This window comes from Halochromatium sp. NSM3, assembly GCF_059621085.1.
Map to the genome: position 1 here is coordinate 80511 of NZ_JCAQIA010000004.1, position 19054 is coordinate 99564.

General features: G+C 65.0%; 17 protein-coding genes. 9 read left to right on the forward strand and 8 right to left on the reverse strand.

From position 1 onward, the window contains the following. The first annotated feature begins 1 nt into the window (after position 1). On the forward strand, positions 2-925 hold the full coding sequence (locus AC54T3_RS02980; RefSeq protein ID WP_496622207.1) for a lysophospholipid acyltransferase family protein: 924 nt from the start codon (positions 2-4) through the stop codon (positions 923-925). 121 nt (positions 926-1046) lie between these two features. Further along, positions 1047-2003, forward strand: a complete 957-nt coding sequence (locus AC54T3_RS02985) for a lysylphosphatidylglycerol synthase transmembrane domain-containing protein (RefSeq protein ID WP_496622208.1) — start codon at positions 1047-1049, stop codon at positions 2001-2003. A 72-nt stretch (positions 2004-2075) separates the two neighbouring features. Here the strand turns inward: AC54T3_RS02985 and AC54T3_RS02990 are convergent, their stop codons facing one another. The 5 genes from AC54T3_RS02990 to AC54T3_RS03010 all read right to left on the reverse strand — a co-directional run bounded on the left by AC54T3_RS02990 (position 2076) and on the right by AC54T3_RS03010 (position 8896). Then, positions 2076-3668 carry a cobyric acid synthase gene (locus AC54T3_RS02990; RefSeq protein ID WP_496622210.1) on the reverse strand — a complete coding sequence of 531 codons (1593 nt, stop codon included), beginning with the start codon at positions 3666-3668 and terminating at the stop codon, positions 2076-2078. Positions 3669-3937: 269 nt separating this feature from the next. Then, entirely contained in the window at positions 3938-5677 is a 1740-nt protein-coding gene (gene bchE / locus AC54T3_RS02995; RefSeq protein ID WP_496622211.1) for a magnesium-protoporphyrin IX monomethyl ester anaerobic oxidative cyclase, read from the reverse strand. Positions 5678-5952: 275 nt separating this feature from the next. Further along, a complete protein-coding gene (locus AC54T3_RS03000) occupies positions 5953-6846 on the reverse strand; it encodes an ABC transporter ATP-binding protein (protein ID WP_496622213.1) in 894 nt (297 codons plus the stop codon). Beyond that, positions 6843-7817 (reverse strand): FecCD family ABC transporter permease, encoded by a 975-nt coding sequence (locus tag AC54T3_RS03005; RefSeq protein ID WP_496622214.1) that lies wholly within the window; start codon positions 7815-7817, stop codon positions 6843-6845. The genes AC54T3_RS03000 and AC54T3_RS03005 overlap by 4 nt, the downstream gene beginning before the upstream one ends. A 104-nt stretch (positions 7818-7921) precedes the next feature. After that, complete coding sequence (locus AC54T3_RS03010) at positions 7922-8896, reverse strand: ABC transporter substrate-binding protein (RefSeq protein WP_496622216.1); 975 nt, start codon at positions 8894-8896, stop codon at positions 7922-7924. A 340-nt stretch (positions 8897-9236) separates the two neighbouring features. On the opposite strand from AC54T3_RS03010, the gene AC54T3_RS03015 reads away from it, so the two are divergent. Continuing rightward, positions 9237-11021, forward strand: a complete 1785-nt coding sequence (locus tag AC54T3_RS03015; RefSeq protein WP_496622218.1) for a flagellar assembly protein A — start codon at positions 9237-9239, stop codon at positions 11019-11021. A gap of 104 nt (positions 11022-11125) precedes the next feature. Here AC54T3_RS03015 and AC54T3_RS03020 read toward each other — a convergent pair whose 3' ends face one another. Continuing rightward, on the reverse strand, positions 11126-11770 hold the full coding sequence (locus AC54T3_RS03020; protein ID WP_496622219.1) for a cell wall hydrolase: 645 nt from the start codon (positions 11768-11770) through the stop codon (positions 11126-11128). Between the two features lie 242 nt (positions 11771-12012). Here AC54T3_RS03020 and AC54T3_RS03025 point away from each other — a divergent pair, with 242 nt between their 5' ends. After that, complete coding sequence (locus tag AC54T3_RS03025; protein WP_496622221.1) at positions 12013-13389, forward strand: glycosyltransferase family 39 protein; 1377 nt, start codon at positions 12013-12015, stop codon at positions 13387-13389. Between the two features lie 64 nt (positions 13390-13453). On the opposite strand, the gene cls is transcribed toward AC54T3_RS03025, so the two are convergent. Together cls and AC54T3_RS03035 are read right to left on the reverse strand one after the other, a co-directional pair. Continuing rightward, positions 13454-14917, reverse strand: coding sequence for a cardiolipin synthase (cls, locus tag AC54T3_RS03030; RefSeq protein ID WP_496622222.1), 1464 nt, complete (start codon positions 14915-14917; stop codon positions 13454-13456). A gap of 61 nt (positions 14918-14978) precedes the next feature. Then, positions 14979-16223 carry a hypothetical protein gene (locus AC54T3_RS03035; protein WP_496622223.1) on the reverse strand — a complete coding sequence of 415 codons (1245 nt, stop codon included), beginning with the start codon at positions 16221-16223 and terminating at the stop codon, positions 14979-14981. 132 nt (positions 16224-16355) lie between these two features. Between AC54T3_RS03035 and AC54T3_RS03040 the strand changes: the two genes are divergently transcribed. The 5 genes from AC54T3_RS03040 to AC54T3_RS03060 are packed head-to-tail and all read left to right on the forward strand — an operon-like array spanning position 16356 to position 19012. Next, on the forward strand, positions 16356-16865 hold the full coding sequence (locus AC54T3_RS03040; protein ID WP_496622224.1) for a Na+/H+ antiporter subunit E: 510 nt from the start codon (positions 16356-16358) through the stop codon (positions 16863-16865). Positions 16866-16892: 27 nt separating this feature from the next. Beyond that, positions 16893-17333, forward strand: coding sequence for an MrpF/PhaF family protein (locus AC54T3_RS03045; protein ID WP_496622225.1), 441 nt, complete (start codon positions 16893-16895; stop codon positions 17331-17333). Continuing rightward, positions 17323-17616 (forward strand): monovalent cation/H(+) antiporter subunit G, encoded by a 294-nt coding sequence (mnhG, locus tag AC54T3_RS03050; protein ID WP_496622227.1) that lies wholly within the window; start codon positions 17323-17325, stop codon positions 17614-17616. Before AC54T3_RS03045 ends, mnhG begins: the two co-directional genes overlap by 11 nt. After that, positions 17604-18698 carry a hydrogenase subunit MbhD domain-containing protein gene (locus AC54T3_RS03055; protein ID WP_496622229.1) on the forward strand — a complete coding sequence of 365 codons (1095 nt, stop codon included), beginning with the start codon at positions 17604-17606 and terminating at the stop codon, positions 18696-18698. The genes mnhG and AC54T3_RS03055 overlap by 13 nt, the downstream gene beginning before the upstream one ends. Then, positions 18695-19012 (forward strand): NADH-quinone oxidoreductase subunit K, encoded by a 318-nt coding sequence (locus tag AC54T3_RS03060; protein ID WP_496622230.1) that lies wholly within the window; start codon positions 18695-18697, stop codon positions 19010-19012. Before AC54T3_RS03055 ends, AC54T3_RS03060 begins: the two co-directional genes overlap by 4 nt. Positions 19013-19054: the final 42 nt, after the last annotated feature.

A 19054-nucleotide genomic window follows, 5' to 3' on the forward strand; every position in this document is an offset into this window, starting at 1 on the left:
CGTGAATGAGCGCTTGTGGGGGCCAAGGCACTGGCCGAGCTGGTTCGTCGTGGGCCTGTTCAAGCTCTTGGCGCTGTTGCCGTTCCGGCTGCAGGTTGCGCTTGGGCGCGGCTTGGGCGCGATGGGCTATCGGCTGGCTTGGGGCCGCCGCCGGGTTGCGCGTACCAACCTGTCGCTCTGTCTGCCAGACTGCGCTTCCGAAGCGCGCGAGCAGCTGGTGCGTGAGCATTTCGGCTGGCTGGGCGTCGCGGCGGTCTGTCAGGGGCTGAGCTGGTCGGCGTCGCCGCAGCGTTTATCGCGCATCCTGCGGTTGCGCCATCGCGAGCGCATCGATGCCTTGCTGGAAGCCGGGCGGCCCGTGATCGTGCTGGTGCCGCATTTCGTCGGGCTCGAGCTGGGTGGGACGGCGTTTACGGCCTTGGTGCATCCCGGCATGTATATGTACCAGCGCATCCGTAATCCGGTGATCGATGCGCAGGTGCGGCAGGCGCGCACGCGCTTCGGGGCGATTCCGGTCGAGCGTCAGGATGATCTGCGCGGATTGATTCGGACGTTGAAGTCGGGGGTGCCGTTTTTTTATTTGCCGGATCAGGATCCTGGCCGGCGGCGTGGTCTGTTTGTGCCGTTTTGCGGGGTGCCGACGGCGACGGTACCGACCTTGGGGCGGATTGCGCGGCTGGCGAATGCCGTGGTAATTCCGACCTTTGCGCGGTTTTTGCCTCGGGGTGAAGGGTTGGAGCTTTGTTTCGATCCGCCGATCGCGGATTTTCCAAGCGGAGATGTCGAGCGGGATACGGCGCGGATGAATCAGGTGATCGAGGCGCGGTTGCGGACGATGCCGGCGCAGTATTTTTGGGTGCATCGGCGGTTCAAGACGCGGCCCGAGGGCGTGGAGCCGATCTATTCTTTGCGGCGTCGTCGTTGATGGGGTTGCATCGCCAGGATCGGGTACCGCTAGGCGGGGGACGCCGTGAATACATCCTTGTAAGCTCGGGCGCAGCATCCTTGCTGCGCACGCCCCTGCCGAGCGGTACCCGACCCTGACGATGACTTCGACGCGGTCACGGAGGTTAGGGCTTGGGCGGCTGCGGGATTGGCTTGTCGGGGCCGTATTGCTGACTGTGGTCGTGGGCTTGGTCGAGACCACGCTTGGCTGGTCGGTAGTGCTGGCGCCTTGGGTGACGTTGCCACCTTGGGTTCTTGTCGGGGCTTTTTTGCTGACAGCAGCGAGCTATCTGCTACGGGCTGTGCGGGTGCGGGCCTATTTCCAAACGGCATTGTCTGGCCGATTTCCGGCGGTGTTGCGGCTCTCGGTGCTGCACAACACCGCGAATAACCTGTTGCCGATGCGCGCTGGGGAGATGGTGTTTCCTTGGTTGATGCGCCGCTATTTTGGGCACGGGTTTTGGGCGGCTGGCGCGTCGCTGATCTGGATTCGGTTGTTGGATCTGCACTTCTTGGGGATGATCGGCGTCGTGGTGCTCTGGATGCGGTCGCCGAGTCCTTGGTGTGGCTTGCTGGTCTTGGGGTGGCTGGGGCTGCTGCCGCTGTTTTGGCTCGTCGGGCGCTTCGAGTTGAAGGCTGCTGATGGCGTTGTGGGGCGCTCGCGGCACTTGCAGCGCTTACGGCGTTCGCTGGGGGTTGTGGTGGCGGCAGCGCCGCAAGACCCCACGCGCGTCTTGTGGCTCTATCTGTGGACGGCGCTGTCCTGGAGTCTGAAGTTCGTGGGCTTTGCGCTGATCCTCGGACATTTCGTGCCAGCCGCGCTTTGGCAGGTGGTGCTTGGGGTGATGGGCGCGGAGCTGTCGACGGTGCTGCCGTTTCATGGCATTGCCGGCAGTGGTTCGTTCGAGCTAGCGGCGGTGGCGGCGATGGTGCCCCTAGGCGTGGCCCCGGCGCAGGCCTTGGCGGGGGCGGTGAATCTGCACCTGTTCTTGCTTGTAACCACCTTGGTGCTAGGGGTTACCGCGCTACTGATTCCAGTGCGCATGCAACACGACTGAGGTTGCCAAGCGCGCGTTGAGAAGTGGGCCGCTTGACGCCAGCCTTGAAGCTGTTAGGGCGGTTTAGGCGTGCTAGCGCGCCAGGGCGAGCAGGGCATCTAGGTCCAGGTTGGCCTCGCAGTGATCGGCGAGGGCGTCGAGCGCGGCCTCGATACGCTGCTCGAAGTCGAGGGCGGCGGCCTTGGCGCCGACTTGCTCGAGCCAATGCGCGCGGAAGGCATCGCTGCCGAAGAGGCCGTGGACGTAGCCGCCCATGACAAGGCCGTCTGCCGAGAGGGCGCCCTCCGGACGGACACCGACCTGTCCTGCTTCAAGCGCTTCCTCAAGCAGCAGCCAGGGCCTATCGAGTCCCGCGCCGCTGGTGCGCCCCATGTGCATCTCGTAGCCGGTGACGCGGCAGCCGCTGCGCTGGTCGGTCAGGTCCAAGTCGAGCAAACGCTTGTCGCCGCTGATGGTCGTTTCGATGTCGAGCAGCCCGAGGCCGGGAGTTTCGCCTGGCTCGCCTTCGATGCCGTCCGGGTCGCGCACCACGCGGCCGAGCATCTGGAAGCCGGCGCACAGTCCGAGCACGCGGCCACCGCGCCGCACATGGGCGAGGATGTCGATGTCCCAGCCCTCGCGGCGCAGCACCTCGAGATCGGCGCGCGTGGCCTTGGAACCGAGCAGGATGATGACGTCGGTCTCGGCCGGAATCGGCTGGCCGGGTTTGATCCAACGCAGATTCACGGCCGGCTCGGCGGCGAGGGGGTCCAGGTCGTCGAAGTTGGCGACGCGCGATAGGCGTGGGATGGCGATATTGATGCTGTCGCCGCCGCTAGCCCAAGCGCCCTCGGCCGGACGTTCGAGGGCGAGCGAATCCTCGGCTGGCAGTTGCGACGCCCCTTCAAACCAACGCAGCACGCCGAGAAAGGGCCAGTTGGTGATCTCGGTGATGGTCTCGCAGGCCGGCTCGAACAGCGAGAAATCGCCGCGAAATTTGTTCACCAGGTAGCCGACGACGCGCTCGCGGTCGGCCTGATCGAGCAGCAGCCAGGTGCCGACCAGCGACGCCATGGTGCCGCCTTTGTCGAGATCCCCGACGACGATGACCGGCACCTCGGCGCGTTCGGCGAAGTACATGTTGGTGATGTCGCAGTCGCGCAGGTAGATCTCCGCGCCGCTGCCGGCGCCCTCGACCAGCACCAGATCGGCCTCGGCGCAGGTGCGCTCGAAGCTGTCGAGGATCGCGGGCATCATGCCTTGGCGCATCTGGTGATAGACGCGCGCCGGGCAGTTGCCGAGCGAGCGCCCGCGTAGTACCACCTGCGAGCCGGTATTGGTTTGCGGCTTCAGCAGCACGGGGTTCATGTGGATGGAGGGCGCGACCCCGCAGGCGCGCGCTTGCAACGCCTGAGCGCGACCGATCTCACCGCGCGGCTGTTCGCCGTCCGGGCCTGGGGCCAGATCGGAGTCGGCGGTCACTGCCGCGTTGTTGCTCATGTTCTGCGCCTTGAACGGGCGCACCGCGAGTCCGCGCCGGCGATAGGCTCGGCAGAGGCCGGCCACCAGCAGGCTCTTGCCAACGTCGGAGGCCGTGCCCTGGATCATCAGGGTGCGCGCGCGGCGCGGGCCGTGGTCGAGGAGTGGCGGGAGCTGAAGGTCGATGGTCGGCGCTTGGTCGGACATGAAGGAAGGCAACGATGGCAGTGAATCGAAAAGAAAAACGCCCCGGGCAAGCGCGGGGCGTGTGTCGGCCAGCAGCTGAGTGAATCGTGCTGCTCGGATGTCGCGCTCATGCGGAAACTGGCATCGAGCGCGCTAAGAGGGTGTTTACAAAAACCGTCCCAGATTGTTACAAGAGACTGAATTTGTTGCTTATTTTTCGCTGAGCGGTCGCTGGGCTTGGCTGGTAAAATCCAGCAAACTCAGATGTTTGGCGAAATGGTAAACCCCCTCTAAGCCTCCTCGGCCACTGCCTCCGGCTGCTTGCTTTTCCGCAGCTCGGGCATCGCCACCGTGGCGGATTGTTGCGGCGGCTTGACGCTACCGCCGCAACCGCCGGGCTGGCACTTCGGCGAGGCCGCGCCGCCGATCTCAAAGTCTTCCATCTGCTGGTTGCCGCCGCCGCAGGCCTTGGGCACGGCACCCGAGACACCCGCCGGGGCTGGCCGCTTGGCCGCCGGCGCCTGCTTCCAGGCATTGTGATCCGGCTCGACGATCTTGGTCTTGCTCTTGTCGTAGTCGAACCGAATCAGCTTCTTGAACAGCGGCCCCCAGTAGTTCTGCTTGCCGAGCTGATAGAACTTGCGCTCATAGGCACTCTTGAAGAAGGCCTTGATGCAGCCAATCAGGTACTTGCGACGGAAGGGATCCTTGACCCAGGGATACTGGAACAACATCCGCTTCATGTAGAAGCGTCGATAGTTGGCCATGACCCCGTCGAGCAGCTCGGCGCGGTCGATGTTGTCCGGCTTCATGATCGGCGAGACAAAGTTGTACTTCGAGTAGTCGAAGACTTCGACCTTGTCGCCCATCTCGGCGAACATATCGGAGAACGGCCAAGGCGTGTACATCGACCAGTTGGCCATGTCCGCGCCCCAGTCCATGACCATTTGATAGGTCTCTTCCAGCGTCTCGCGGGTCTCGTTCTCGAGGCCGACGATGAACTGGGCCTCGGTGACGATGCCGTTTTGTTGCAGGAGCTGAATGGCGCGCTTGTTCTGCTCGATCGTGGTCTCCTTGACGAAACGGTCGAGGTTGAGCTGAGCAGCGGCCTCGGTGCCGAGCGAGATATGCACCAGACCGGCCTTGCGGTAGAAAGGCAGCAGATCCTCGTCGCGCATGACGTCGGTGACGCGGGTGTTGATACCCCAATGGATGCCAAGATCGCGGTCGATCAGTTCCTGACAGAACTCGATGAACTTGTTGCGATTGATCTGCGGCTCTTCGTCGGCGAGGATGAAGAAGCCGACACCGTGGACCTTCACCAGCTCCTCGATCTCGTCGACCATCTTCTTCGGGTCGCGCACGCGGTAGTCGCGCCAGAATTTCCACTGCGAGCAGAAGCTACAGGTGAAGGGGCAGCCGCGCGCCATGTTGGGGGTCGCTACCGGCACGCCGAGTGGGATGTAGATGTACTTCTTCCACTCGAGGATGCTCCAGTCGGGCCAGATGGAGTCGACATCCTTGATCGAGGGCTCGACCGGCGTGGCGACAACCTGCTGGTCCTCGTTGAGATAGGCGATGCCCTTGATCTGCTCGCGTTCGGCCGGCCAGCGCCCCTCATCAATGGCGCGCACCAGGTTCAGCGTCACGGCCTCGCCCTCGCCGCGCACGATGACGTCGATCCAAGGCGCCTCGCCGAACACCTGCTGGTACATGAAGGTCGGGTGGATGCCGCCGAGCACGGTGATGGCGTTGGGACATTCCTCCTTGGCGATCTGCAACAGCCGCTGCGCGGTGTAGATCATCGGCGTCATCGCCGTGGTGGCGACGATGTCGGCATTGGCCTCGCGGATGGCGACGCGCAGTTGCTCCTCGTTGAGGTTGTCCACCAAGCCATCGACGAAGTGATAATCGGTATAGCCGCCCTGTTTGAGGTAGCCGGCCAGATAGGCGACCCAGGCCGGTGACCAGTTGCCGGCGATATCGGCGGCACCGGCGCTATAATTTGGGTGGACAAAAAGGATTCGCATTGTCAGCTCCGATGGATCTTGCCGTCGCACGCGAGCGCGGACTAGCAGTGAAGGGGCACTGGCCCAGGTCGATCGCAGCCTGGGCCGCAGCTGCTTCAGCCCGGATTCGGTTCTCGTGGCTCGGAATGGTGGTTTCTTCGGCTCGTGTTGTTGTTGCTGGGCACAGTGGTCGTGACCACCTGACAGCCTTTGGTTGTCGTGCCAGCGTGACACTCGGAGATTATCACGCACCGAGGTGCGCTGGCCTAGTCGCGCCGCAACGGAGTTGCCCTGAATCAAGCGCTTGGGTCTTTGCCGCGCTCGAGCGAGCCATCCGCTTGGTTCTCGCTGGCGCCCTCGTTGGCGCCGCACGCTGCAGATGGCTCGCAGCTCCAGGGGACGATATAGCGCTGCACCTGGGCACCATCTTCATGCTCGCCGATGATCGCCTGGATGCCGTAGACGCGGCGCAGATGCTCGGGGCTAAGCACGGTCTCAACCGCGCCGCTGGCCACCGCCGCGCCCTGATCGAGCAGCAGCAGGCGATCGCAGAAGCGGCTGGCGAGGGTGAGGTCATGGAGGACGACAACCACCGTCTGCCCGGCCTGACAGCGGGCGCGCAGCAGTTCCATGACACGCAGTTGGTGCATCGGGTCGAGCGCGGCGACCGGCTCGTCGGCGAGCAGCACAGCGGCCTCGACGGCGAGCACGCGCGCCAGACGGGCACGGGCGCGCTCGCCGCCGGACAGCTCATCGGCCCGGCGCTCGCGCAGCGATTCGATGTCGGTGGCCTGCAGCGCCTGCTCGATGGCGCGCTGATCGGCCTCGGCATCAGCGCCCGGGCCACCTTGCAGCCCCTCGCGCCACCAGCTGCCGCGGTACGGATGGCGCCCGAGCGCGACCAGGTCGTGTACGCTAATCGGCCACTGGAGGCGGTCGTCCTGGCTTAGGTAGGCAAGCTGTTGGGCCCGCGCGCGCGCCGACATTCGCGCCAGCGGCTGACCATCAAGGCAAACGCGTCCGCTGTACGGAAGCAGTTGCATCATCGCCTTGACCAGCGTGCTCTTGCCAGCCCCGTTCGGGCCGATCAGCCCGAACAACTCGCCGCGCTCGATCTCGAGCGCGATGTCCTTGAGTAGCAGCCGGCCGCCGAGGCGAACCGACAAGGTCTCGATCCGCAATAGACTCACAGCATATCCCTCCGTGAGCGCAGCACCAGCGCCAGGAAGAAGGGCGCGCCGACCAGCGCCGTCACCACGCCAAGCTGCAGCTCTTTCGGGGTACCGATGAGACGCAGGCTGATATCGGCGGCGAGCACCAGGATCGCCCCGCCCAGCGCGCTCGGCAGCAGCAGCCGGCCCGAACGGTAGTGGACGAAGCGGCGCAGCATGTGCGGCACCACCAGCCCGACGAAGCCGATGGCGCCGGTCACCGCGACACAGGCACCGACGCTCAGCGCCGTGCCGAGGATGATCAAGACCCGCAGACGCGGCAGATTCACGCCCAGACTGCTGGCCTCGGCCTCACCCAGGGCGAGCACCTCCAGCGCCGGCGCGGCGGCGAGCAGCAGCAGCACACCGAGCAACACGAACGGCAGCACCAGTCGCACATCGGCAAAGCTGCGATCGCTGATCGAGCCGAGCAGCCAGAGCACGATGTCCTGCACGTCAGCTGGATTCGGCGCCAGGTTCAAGGCCAACGAGGTCAGCGCCGAGGTCAGCGCCGAGACCGCGACACCGGCGAGGATCAGGGTCAGATTCGAGGCGCCCGCGCGGGCCAGCGCATAGAGGAACAGGGTGGCGAGCAAGGCACACAGCATCGCCGCCGCCGGCAGTGTCCAGGCGTTGAGCGCGCTGAGGCCGAAGTAGAGGGTCAGGACCGCGCCCAAACCGGCGCTCGAGGAGATCCCGAGCAGACCAGGCTCGGCCAACGGATTGCGCAACAGACCCTGCAGCGCGGCGCCGGACATCCCCAGCGCCAGGCCGACCAGCCAGGCGAGCAAGACCCGTGGCAGCCGAATCTGCCGCACGATCAGCTGATGCTGCTCAGGGCCGGTACCGAAGAGACCGGCGACGACCTCGTTCAGCGACAGCGGCGCGGCGCCAAAGCGCAATGACAGCAGGCTGAGGCCGAGCAGCAGGAGCATCAGGGTTAGGTTCACCGGGGGGGGTGACCCAGCACACCCAGCGCGAAGCCGGGTTGGATTACCGTTAGCTTGCATGGACGAATCGGCGCCTTGCCTGTGCTGTCGCGCGTGTGGACTGCTTATTCACTGGTATGCGGCTCGGAGGCCAAATCGGTTGTCGAGTCGACGGCTGGCTCGGATGTTGGCCCGGATCTCGGCTTGGATGCATCGAGCCGAGCGGCAATCCACTCCGCCGCGTCGATCAGCTCGAGCCCGCCGCAGCCCCAGGCGCTGCTGCTCGGCAGGCGGATGCTCGGCACTTGCTCCAGCAGTGCCACAAGCAAAGGATGGCGACCATAGCGCGCTTTGGACGGCGGCTGTGCCTGATCGAAGTAGCCCAGCAGGAATAGATCGGGCGGCTCGGCGATGAGTCGCTCCAACGGCATGTTGCCCCAGCCACGGATACCCTGCTCCGCAGCCAGATTGCGCAGGCCGAGCAGTTTGAGCATGGCGTCGACATAGGTCTCGCTGCCGGCGGTGCCGCCATTGGGACGCAGATAGAGCGCGCGCGTCGGTCGCTCCACAGCGCCCGCGCGCGCGGATAAGGCGGCGATCCGCGCCCGCGCCTGCACAACGGCCTGCTCGCCGGCGGCCTTGCGATCGATCTCGCGCGCGATCGCCAAGGTCATCGACAAGGCATCCTTCAACTCGCGCGGATAGGGCAGGGGCACCACCCGAATCCCTTGCTCCGCCAACAGCTCGGTATGCGGGCGGCCGGACCAGCCGAGATAGGTCAGGGCGATCTCGGGCTGATAATACAAAAGCTCCTCGACCGCCCCGCGGTTGCCTGGGTAACGCACCGCGCGCTCGGCGACCGGCGACTGCGTCGGCGAGTGTGCCTGGCGCGAGACCGACAGGATCTGATCCGGATCACCGAGTCGCAGCAACAGGAGGTCGGCGCAGAGGTTGGTGCTGACCACCGAGGGCAGCGGCAGGGAAACCGCGCGCTCGTTGATGCGCTCAGCGGACGAGGCGGCTTGAGCGATTTGGGCGTGGGCTGCCTGCTGGGCTTGGGCGGCGTGGGCGTGGGCGTGGGCTGCTTGGGCTGAGGCCAACGTCATTTCAGGGCAAGGCGCCAGCAGACTTGCAAGGATCAGCAGCATCAACAGTCCGCGTGCGCCACGACGATGACGATATCGATGGGGAAGAGATAATGAGGATAATGGGGATGGCATCGCGACAGGATTGCATGAATCTCGCCACCATGACCATGTGCATGGCGGCGGTGGACAGACGTCCCTCTGTCAGAGGCGCGGGTCGGCCAACGCCACCGCTTGCGTCTTGACCGCCCCTTCGGCCCTGTCTACGCTCACACTCTCGGCAGCCTTGATGCAGCCCTGATGTGGCATCACGGCAACGCATCCACAAGACGGCAGGCGGCAACAGGAAAGGCTCATGGAACCACGCACAGACGAGACTCTCGGACAGTCTGTACCCACGGCGGAAGCACTGGGTCTCAGTTTTCGTGAGGAGAAATCGGGCGACCTCTGGGCTCACTATGAGCCCCCGGATGAGCCTCCGGAAGCGACGCCGCCACTTGACCCGGATCACTTCCCGCGCATGATGGAGGCAGCGGGCTTCAAGGCTAGTGATTACCCCGTCGAGCCCGCAGCACTGTCGACATTGCTCGAGACCATGCGCAAGGGCGAGGCCTGTGATCTGCGTCTCGGTGGGCCCGTCGATGCCCGCGTCGAGGCCTTTGTCAGCGCGACTCAGATGCTGGGCGGCGTGGTTGTTCATCCGCCCCAGGGCAAGGGTCGGGATCTGACGCGCGAGGCACTCGATCAGGCCCTCAAGGGCGCCAAGATCGTTCGCGGCTTCCTCGCCGATAGTCTCGAGGCATTGACCAGCGATGCGCACCGGCAACAACTGCGCGAGACGCAGCTTCCGCTCGGCATGATCGTCGCTTATGGCGAGCCGGCCCGGGATGGCACCGATGCCTGGCTCGAGCCACTGATTGAGACGATCGTCGATCGTCGGCCTCAGGTCGATGCATCCGGCAATGTCAATTTTCTCGAGCTTGGCGATTTTCCGCATGTCGAGGCCGGCCAGGCGCTGGTGAGGCGCCATCCCGCGACCGAAGGCAAGGCCGGCTGGACGGTGACCGGTCGCATCATCAAGGGGCGCAACGGCAAGAACATCGTTCTCAAACCCAAGAATGACAGCGTCAAGCTCGCGCCGGGGGATGAGGATCTCTTGGTTGCCGACACCAACGGCATGCCGGTGGTCTACAGCAAGGGCGCCTATGTCGAAAAGGTCCTGCGCTTCGAGCGGGTTGGGCTGGAAACCGGGCACATTCGCTTTGATGGCAGCGTCCAGGTCAAGGGCAATGTCGAGCCGGGAATGAAGATCGAGGCGATGGGTGATGTCAAAGTCGGGGGCTTAGTTGAGGCCGCGCATATCTTGGCGGGCGGCGCCATCGAGGTCGGCGGCGGTGTGATCGGCCGTCGACAATTCAACGACGACGACCATGCCGGCACTCACAGCGCCGGTGCTCACAAACCAGGCGCGCGCGCTCCCGCTGCTCGCCGACCCGGTGCCGGCAAAGAAGACAAAGGCGAAGAGCTGATCAATGATGCGTACCTGAAGGCAGGCACCCAAATCAAAGCCCGTTTCGTGCAGGAGGCCAGGCTCGAATCAGGCCAGGAGATCTTTGTTCAGAAGCAAGTTTTTCACTCACACCTCAGCGCCGGAACCCGCATCCTGCTGCCGGGGCGAGGGGCCATCGTGGGCGGCGTTGCCCGCGCCAAGGAACTCATCGATATCGGCGTTGCCGGCGCCATCGCCAATGTTGCGACCACCTTGAGCGCAGGCGAGACCGGTGACATCAAAAAGCGCATCGTCGCCATCAACGACGAACTCAAGCAGATCGTCAATCAGCGCCAGCAACTGATGGCGATCATCGAGAAATTCGTCAAAGAGCATAAACCGATCGCCAACGAGAAAAAACAGAAACTCCTTGAGGCGCGCGAGAGTCTCCAGAAGAAGGAACGTGCCCTCTACGAGGAGCTTGCGGAACTGAAAACCGTCTTCCACCAGTGCCAGTCGGCGCGTATCCAGGTTCGCTTTACCTGCTACCCAGGCACCCTGGTCAAGCTGGGTGGCCACGAGTTTTCTCCCCGCAAGGACTTAGGCAATGTCACCTTTGTGCTGCATGAGGGCGAAATACTGATGCGTTGAGTGCTGCGGGCCGCAAGCAATGCGCGTGGCGGCTCGATGCGCTGCGGGCGAGATTCAGGTGGCTGTCGCCGATCCAGGCGGGTTGGCCGGCTGGGGCCGAGCGATCAACTCTGCGTCGCGCTCTGGGCGGGCCGGTAGAACAGATGGCGACCGATCTGGGCGGTGCGCTGGAAAGAGCGCGACCAACGGGGGGCGACATAATCGGCATGGTAGTAGAGGGCGCCGTTGGTCGGATCGGGCGCCTGGTCGGCGAGAACGCGGCGCCCCAGTTCCAAGGAGCGGCGCCAGGCCTGCCGTTCGGTGGGCTGATCGGACTTGCCGTCGCACCACCAGGAGAACTGGCAACTGTTGCGCTTTTGACCGCCTTGCTTGACCACGCCACACACTGACGGCGGAAAGGCTTTGGATGCGACCCGGTTCAAGGTCACCTGGGCGACGGCGATCTGACCCGAGAGGGGCTCGGAGCGCGCCTCGTGGTAGATGTTCAGCGCCAAGCAATACAACTCCTCATCGACAGCGGACGCCACATCGCCGCCGGCGGCAACCGGACGCTTTGAGGCGATGGTGGACGCGATGGGGATCTCGTTCGCGGTCGCCTCGACGGCGTCGCTTGGCGTAACCGGCGCGATCGGCTCGAGCTGTAGCTCGGTCGGGGCGAGCCGGAACGACTCGCGTGACTCCATGACCGGTGACAACAGCACCGAGGGGAAGAAGGTGGCGGCAAACGCCGTAACGGAAACGGTACGCATAAGCTTCTGCTTGTTCTGATCTGCGGCAAGTAAGATTAGCGACCTATGATATTCGAAAGACTGCAATAAGGGAAATCCCTAACGTTTCGACCGCACAGATTCAGGGGAGTTCAGCGGAAAACGCACAGCGAGGCTCGCCACCGTGAAAAGGTTTAGGGTATGCTAATGCAGCATTAACCAAGCTGTACTCGTCTTACCAGCGCTGGCCACCGGCCGGATGTCAAAGCCAGGAGAGATTCCTTGTGAGCCCAGTTAAATCAAAGTGGCGCGGCGGTTCTTCCGTCTCCCTGACGGTCTTGTTCATGTTGGCGGTGATCATCGCTGCCGGCGTCTTCCTACGCGGTCAAGCCTTCCTGAGCACCGAGGTGATCGAGCCGCTGCAAGCCGAGGCCGCCGAGTCCTACGCACTCGCGCAAACCCTCAAAAGCCAAGGGCCTTATCAGGTCTTGGCGGCTCCTTTCGAGGCGAATGGCGAGGACGCCGCTGCTGGCGAAGTCTTCGGCAGCCTTGGCTACCCGCTCTTTCTCTCGCTGTTCGCGACGCCCGAGGCCACCGCGAGCAGTCTGAATGCGGCTGTGATCACCCAAATGGTGTTGGGAACCTTGGCGATCCTGCTGGTGTTCATGCTCACGACGCGTCTGATGGACCCGCACTGGGGCCTGATCACCGCGTTCTTGACCGCCGTCAGCCCATTTCTCGTGAATGTCAGTCTGTATCTGGTCGGCGCAACGCTGCTTCTGGTGACCCTGCTGCTGTATCTGATCAGCACGACCAGGCTCGGTGAGCGCGGCGCCCTGATACGCGCCTTCATCGCCGCCGCCTTACTTGGCGTGGTGGCCCTGGTCGATCCGACCTACCAGTTCCTGGTCCTGCCCTGGCTGCTCGTGCTTTTCCTCACCGTCCGCAAGGGCGCGTCGAAGATCCTGATTCCAGTCGCCGCCGTGCTTGGCTTCGCGCTGGTCTTTGGACCCTGGATGGCGCGCAATCAGAACGTCATCGATGCGCCGATCGCTGCGGCGCCGATCGCAGCCAGCATCCAGCAGGGGTTGCCCTCGGCTGATGCCGGCGAGACAGCGACCGAGCAGGACGCCGACACGCCAAGTCTGATGGCTGCGCTAGGCCGTCTCGGTGGCGCGTTGATCAAGGATCCACGCTGGTACTTTGTCGAGAAGCCGCAGACACTCTGGTCCTTTGGGGAGCCAGCCAGCGCCGAGCAAAGCCTTGTCTATCCGGTCTCGGAGACGCCCTATGCCGAGAATTCGCTCTTCCTGACGAGCGAGGAGTTCATGCAGCTCCTGCATGGGCCGCTATTGCTGATTGGTTCCATCGGCGTGATCCTCGTCTGGCTGCCCTTCGCCGGACGCCGCTTGACGCCCAGCCAGCGTATCGGTTTGCGCAGCATCAGCCTGGTGTTGATCTATGCGACCCTCGCCCATCTGTTCGGGGTGGCTCAGTCGCATTATGCGGCGCCACTGCTGCCGCTACTCTTCGTGATGGCGCTAACGCCGCTCTATATCCTCATCTCGCCGCGCCTCGAGGCGGCCCCGCCGAAGAAAACCAAAACCGCGCCCGAGTCCGAGACGGAGTCGGAACAAGACGCCGAGGCTGAAGCCGCCTAAATGTAACTGCGGCCCGCAGCCTCCTCCTCACCCTTCCCAGGCGCCTCGCTTGAGGCGCCCATCCTCACAGGACCGGCCCCAGCATCGCGACGGTGTTATTGATCAACCGGCGGTGGCGGGGCCAGTTGGCAACGTCTTCGGGATCGACGAGCAGGGCGCTGTCGAGGTAGCGTTGCTGGCGTGCGCGGATCTGCTGGGTCAGGTCCGGGTCGTAGAGCAGGATGTTGTTCTCGTAGTTAAGGTCGAAGCTGCGCCGATCCATGTTGGCGGAGCCGATGAGGCTCATCTCGCCGTCGAGGGTGAGAGATTTGGCGTGCAGCAGGCCGCCGACATATTCGTGGATGCGCACGCCGGCGGCGAGCAGATCGGCGTAGTAGCTGCGACTGGCAGCGGCGACGATGCGGCTGTCGTTGCGTTGCGGGAAGACGATGAGGGTCTCGACACCGCGGCGGGCGCTGGCGCAGAGCGCGGCTTGCATGGATTCGTCCGGCACGTAATAGGGCGTGGTGATCACCAGGCTGCGGCGGGCGCTGTAGATCAGGGTTTCGAACAGCTCGGGCATGGCCGAGTAGCGAACCGTGGGGCCAGTGCCGACGACCTGCGCGCTAATGCCAGGCTCGGCGGCGGGGATCGGGCGGCACAGGAGGATGTCGATGTCGTCGTCGACATGGGCCATCCAGTCGCCGGCGAACAGGTGCTGATTCTGGCGTGCGATCGGACCCTCGAAGCGGATCATGAGATCCACCCAGGGCGCGTACTTGGCCTTGACGCGAAACTCGGGGTCGGCGCAGTTCTGGCTGCCGCAGTAGGTGATCCAGTCGTCGATGACGACGATCTTGCGGTGATTGCGCAGATCGATGCGCCCGCCGAGCACGCGCAGAAGCGGGTTGCCGATGGGCAGGGCGCGCGCCAGCCGAACGCCAGCGGCTTGCATGGCCTGCCAATGCTCGGAGTGGATCATGGCACGCGAGCCGAGATCGTCGGCCATGGCGCGGCAGGTAACGCCGCGCTGGGCGGCACGCATCAGCGCCTGGGCGACCTTAACCCCATTGGTGTCGGTCAGCCAGATGTAGAACAGCAGGTGGACATGCTCTTGAGCTGCGTCGATGTCGGCGACCAGCGCCTTGACGACGGCGTTGGAATCCGCTGGCAGAGACGCGCGGTTACCGCCGATCGGATCGAACCCGCTGATGGAACGGCCGACCTGAAACAGGTGCCGGTACTGCTGCGGGATCACCGGCGCCAGGCTGGGCACATCGGCACCGGGTGCGGCATGCACCTTTGGCATCCGCGCGAGCACCGCACGCATCCGCTCGGCGCGCTTGCGGCCGATGTTGGTCTCACCAAACAGCAGGTAGGCGATGATGCCGCCGAGAGGCAGGGCGACGACGACGACCAACCAGGTCAGCCTCGCGGTCGGGTTGCGGTGCGGTTTGAGCAGCACGCGGATGATCAGCAGCACCTGAATGCTGAGATGCAGCGTCACGCCGAGCGCGGTGAAGAGGACGGAGTCGCTGATGTCGTTCATCCGAGTGCGTTTCCTGGTTGCGTGCCGCTGGGGTTCCATCTCTCGCGTAGGACGCCAGGGCTCATGGCAGTGACTGGGCAAGGGCTTCGACCCGTTGCAGTCGTGCATCGAGCAGGCGGCGATGGTGATGGGTCTCCAGACGCTGATCCTCGTGCGCGGCCCAGGTCTGCTTGCCAACATAATGCGCTCGGGCCGCTTCAAGGTCGTTCCGTGCCTTGGCGATCGTTTTCGAGCCCGCGTTGAGGCCCGTGTTGACGCCCACTTCAACGCTTGGGCCCCTGCCTGTTGAGGGAGCTGTTGTTTCCTCGCTCGGATCGCTTGCTTTGGGGTGGGCGTTGGCACTGGTGCTCGCTGCCGGATTGGCTGCGCCTTCGGATGCGGCAATCGCCGTTGACCAATCCAGGTCGAGCACCGGCACCCCGAGTGCCTGCCGCGCGCGCGCCAGATGCAGGTCACCACGCATCAGCGGATCATCGCCAAGACCGGGATAGTCGAGCCAGGTCTCGACGCTGAGCCAATCGCCCTCGCGCAGCAGCACCTGCATCGCATCGCGCGCGAACTCGGCCTGATGGCCATCGATCTCCTCGAGCCAGCGCAGCAGACGGCGGGCCGTGGCCGCCGCGCCACCACGGGCGCCGGCTGGCTCGGCGATACCGGCGCGATAGCAGAGCAGGCGCGCCTGCTCGGCGCGCAGCCGATCGCCTTCGACCAGCTTGGGCGTGGCATGGATCTGCGCGCACCAATCGCTCAGCGCCTTGGCGTCACCGAGCATGAAGCTCGCCTCGGCGAGCTTGATCTGATAGGAGGCGAGGGTGAAGCGCGGCGAGCCGGTATCGCCGTGCTGATGCTCGTAGGCTGCGCGATAGTGCTGCCGAGCCGCTGGCCAATCGCCACGGCGGGCCGCGAGATCGCCCTCGCTGAGGTCGAGCATGTGGCGCGAGCGCTGCTGGTCATGGCGCGTCAGGTGGGCATGTCCTTGCGCGATCAGCGCCTTGGCCTCGCTCAGTGGACACTCGAGGATGGCGATGTTCAGCAGCGTCGAGAGGGCATTGAAGACATCGCCGGGATCGGCCGGCGGCTCGGCCGCCGCCGCGCGGCTGAGTGCTGCGACCGCCGGTTCGGTCTCCTTGCGCTGCCAGTGGCTCTCGCCTAGCCACACCAGCATCAAGGTCTGGGCCGCCACATCATGGCTGACCTCGGCGAGATGCAGGCCCTCGGTTGCCAGGCGGATGCAGTCGGTATAGTGGCGGGCGCGATAGGCGTTGCTGAAGCGCCGTCTGATTTGAAGCAGCGTAGTCTCACTCATCGTAGCTCTTAGCGGTCTGGGTTTCAGCAATGCTATACCGCTCACGCCGGCGTTGTCGTCTTGCGCAGTTCCGCCACGGGCGCATCTGTGAGACCCTTTTAGGATTTTTCCCTGTTATTGTCAGGAGATTGGATGCCTGTTCCTGCGGTGGCATTTGCCACGGCGCTCGCTTGGCGATTGCTGGTCTTTGCCTTGCTGTGGTGGCTGCTGACCACCGGCCAGCAGGCCGCGCTGCTGTTCGGCGCGCCCTTCGTCATCATCGCCGCGCTGCTCAGTACCCTGGCGCGCTTTCGCGCGCGTACAGGCGATGGGCCATTGCAGCCTATCGCGCCGTTGGCCCTGCTGCGCCTGATCGGCTTCTTTCTCTGGCATTCGTTGCTGGGCGGGGTCGATGTGGCGCTGCGTGCCTTCCGCTGGCGATTGCCGCTGACACCCGATCTAATCGACTATCCGCTGCGTCTGCCACCGGGCCCGGCGACGGTCCTGATGTCCGGCCTGGTGAGCCTGATGCCAGGCACGCTGGCGGTGATCTGCGCCGGCCGCTTGCGGGTGCATGTGCTCGACCGGCGCGGCCATTGGCATCAGGATCTCGAGCGGTTGGAACAGCGCATTGGCGCGCTCTACCGCATTCCCGGTTTTTGATGGATGTCTGATGGACGGACGCACTCGATGCATACCCTCTACTTCGCGCTGATCCTGTTCCTGCTGCTGACGCTGGTGGCCGGGCTGTGGCGCATCCGTCGCGGGCCGACCGCAGCGGATCGTATGCTGGCGGCACAGCTGTTCGGCACCACCGCGACCGCCATCCTGCTGTTGCTGGCCGAGGTCTCTGCGGTACCGGCGTTGCGTGATGTGGCGCTGGTGCTGGCGCTGCTGGCGGCGATCACGGTGACGGCCTTCACGCGTCGGGCGGGCATCGCGGTGCCTGCGCCTGTGCCTAAGCATGCCGTGGCTATGGATGAGGCGGTGACCAAGGAGGAGGCGATTTCAGCCGAGGCGCGCGCCATCAAGATTGCTGCCAGCGAAGGGCCCGCCGGCGGCGGCGAGCCAGCGGGAAGCTCAGCAGGAGGCTCAGCGGGAGACCCAGCAGGAGACGGGCATGCTCGTTAGTCTGTCGGCGTTCTTCCTGGTCGCTGGCGCCGTCTTCTTCCTGGCCGGAACCCTGGGACTGTTGCGCTTCCCGGATGTCTACACGCGCCTGCATGCGTTGACCAAGGCCGACAATCTGGGGCTGGGGCTAATGGTACTGGGGCTGATGCTGCAGGCCGAATCCCTGGCTGCAGCCGGCAAGCTGCTGTTCATCTGGCTGCTGTTGCTGGCCGCCTCGGCGACAGCCGGCCAACTGGTCGCGAGCTGGGCGCAAGGCAAGGGGATCGCGCCGTGGCGGGGTTGAACCTGCTGCCGCTGGCGATTGATCTGGTGCTGGCGCTCACGCTGCTGTGGCTGGCCTGGCGCGCGCTCAGCAGCCCGGACCTGTTTCGCGCCGTGGTGCTGTTCATCGCCCTTGGGCTGGTGTTGGGGCTGATCTGGGTGCGGCTGGATGCGGTCGATATCGCGCTCGCCGAGATCGCGCTCGGTGCTGGTGTCACCGGTGCATTGCTGCTTGCGGCGCTGGCCAAGCTGCAGTCAGCCGAGGCTGAAACGGCGGATGCCTCGGCCGAGCAAGAGGGCGATTGGCAAGGGGGCTCGCGGGCGCTTGCCGAGCCCGAGGTCAAGCCCCATCCCGAGCGTGAGCTGGAGCCGGAGTCCAAGCCGCAGCCCCAGTCAGCGTCCAAGCCGGAGCTTACCGCCAACGCCGCGATGGATGAGGCAGGCAGCGCGGCGCCAATTGCACTGCGGATCGTGCTCGCTCTGCTGCTGCTCGCGCCCTTGGTGGGACTCGGCTTGGTGGTCTGGGAGCTGTGGCTGCCGGCGCCGGGGCTCGCTGACCTGGTCGACGCGCGGCTCGAGGAGTCTGGCGTCGCCTATCCGGTCACCGCCGTGCTGCTCAACTTTCGTGGCTACGACACCCTGCTCGAGCTGGCGGTGCTGTTGCTGGCGCTGATCGGGGTCTGGTCGTTGTCGACCGCGCCGCATCTGGGCGACGAGGAGCCGGAAACGGAGCCGGCGCTGGCGGCGCTCAGTCGGCTGCTGGCACCGTTGATGATCCTGGTCGCGGCCTATCTGGTCTGGGTCGGCGCGCACGCGCCCGGTGGGGCGTTTCAGGCCGGCTCGGTGCTGGGGGCCGCTGGCGTGCTGCTGCGTCTGAGCGGTTGGCGGGTGCTGCCGCGCGCGACCGGCTGGCCGTTGCGGCTGGTACTGGTGCTCGGTGTGGCGGTGTTCGCGTGCATTGGTCTGGCCGTCATGGCCTTCGGCCAGCCGCTACTCGGTTATCCACCGGGCTGGGCGAAGCCTGCGATCCTGACCATCGAACTGGCCGCGACGCTGTCGATCGGCGCCATCCTGGCGGCGTTGTTCATCGGTGGGCGACCATGACCTCGGTGTTGGTGTTTGCGTTGGCCGGGGTCGGGCTGATCGTGCTCGGGCTCTATGCGCTGCTGGTGCAGCGGCATCTACTGCGCAAGGTGCTGGCCTTTAACGTCATCAGTAGCGGCATCTTCTTGCTCTTGGCCGGGCTGGCGCGACGGGCGCCCGGCGCCGAGCCGGACCCGGTGCCGCAGGCGATGGTGCTGACCGGGATCGTGGTGGCGGTGGCGGCGACCGCACTGGCGCTGGCGATGATCCAGGCGCTGCGCTCGGCGACGGGCCGCACCCGGCTCGGCGACGACGGCGACGGCGACGAGGACTAGCGCGATGCCGATGCTTTGGCGAGCGTGAGCACGAGCATGATG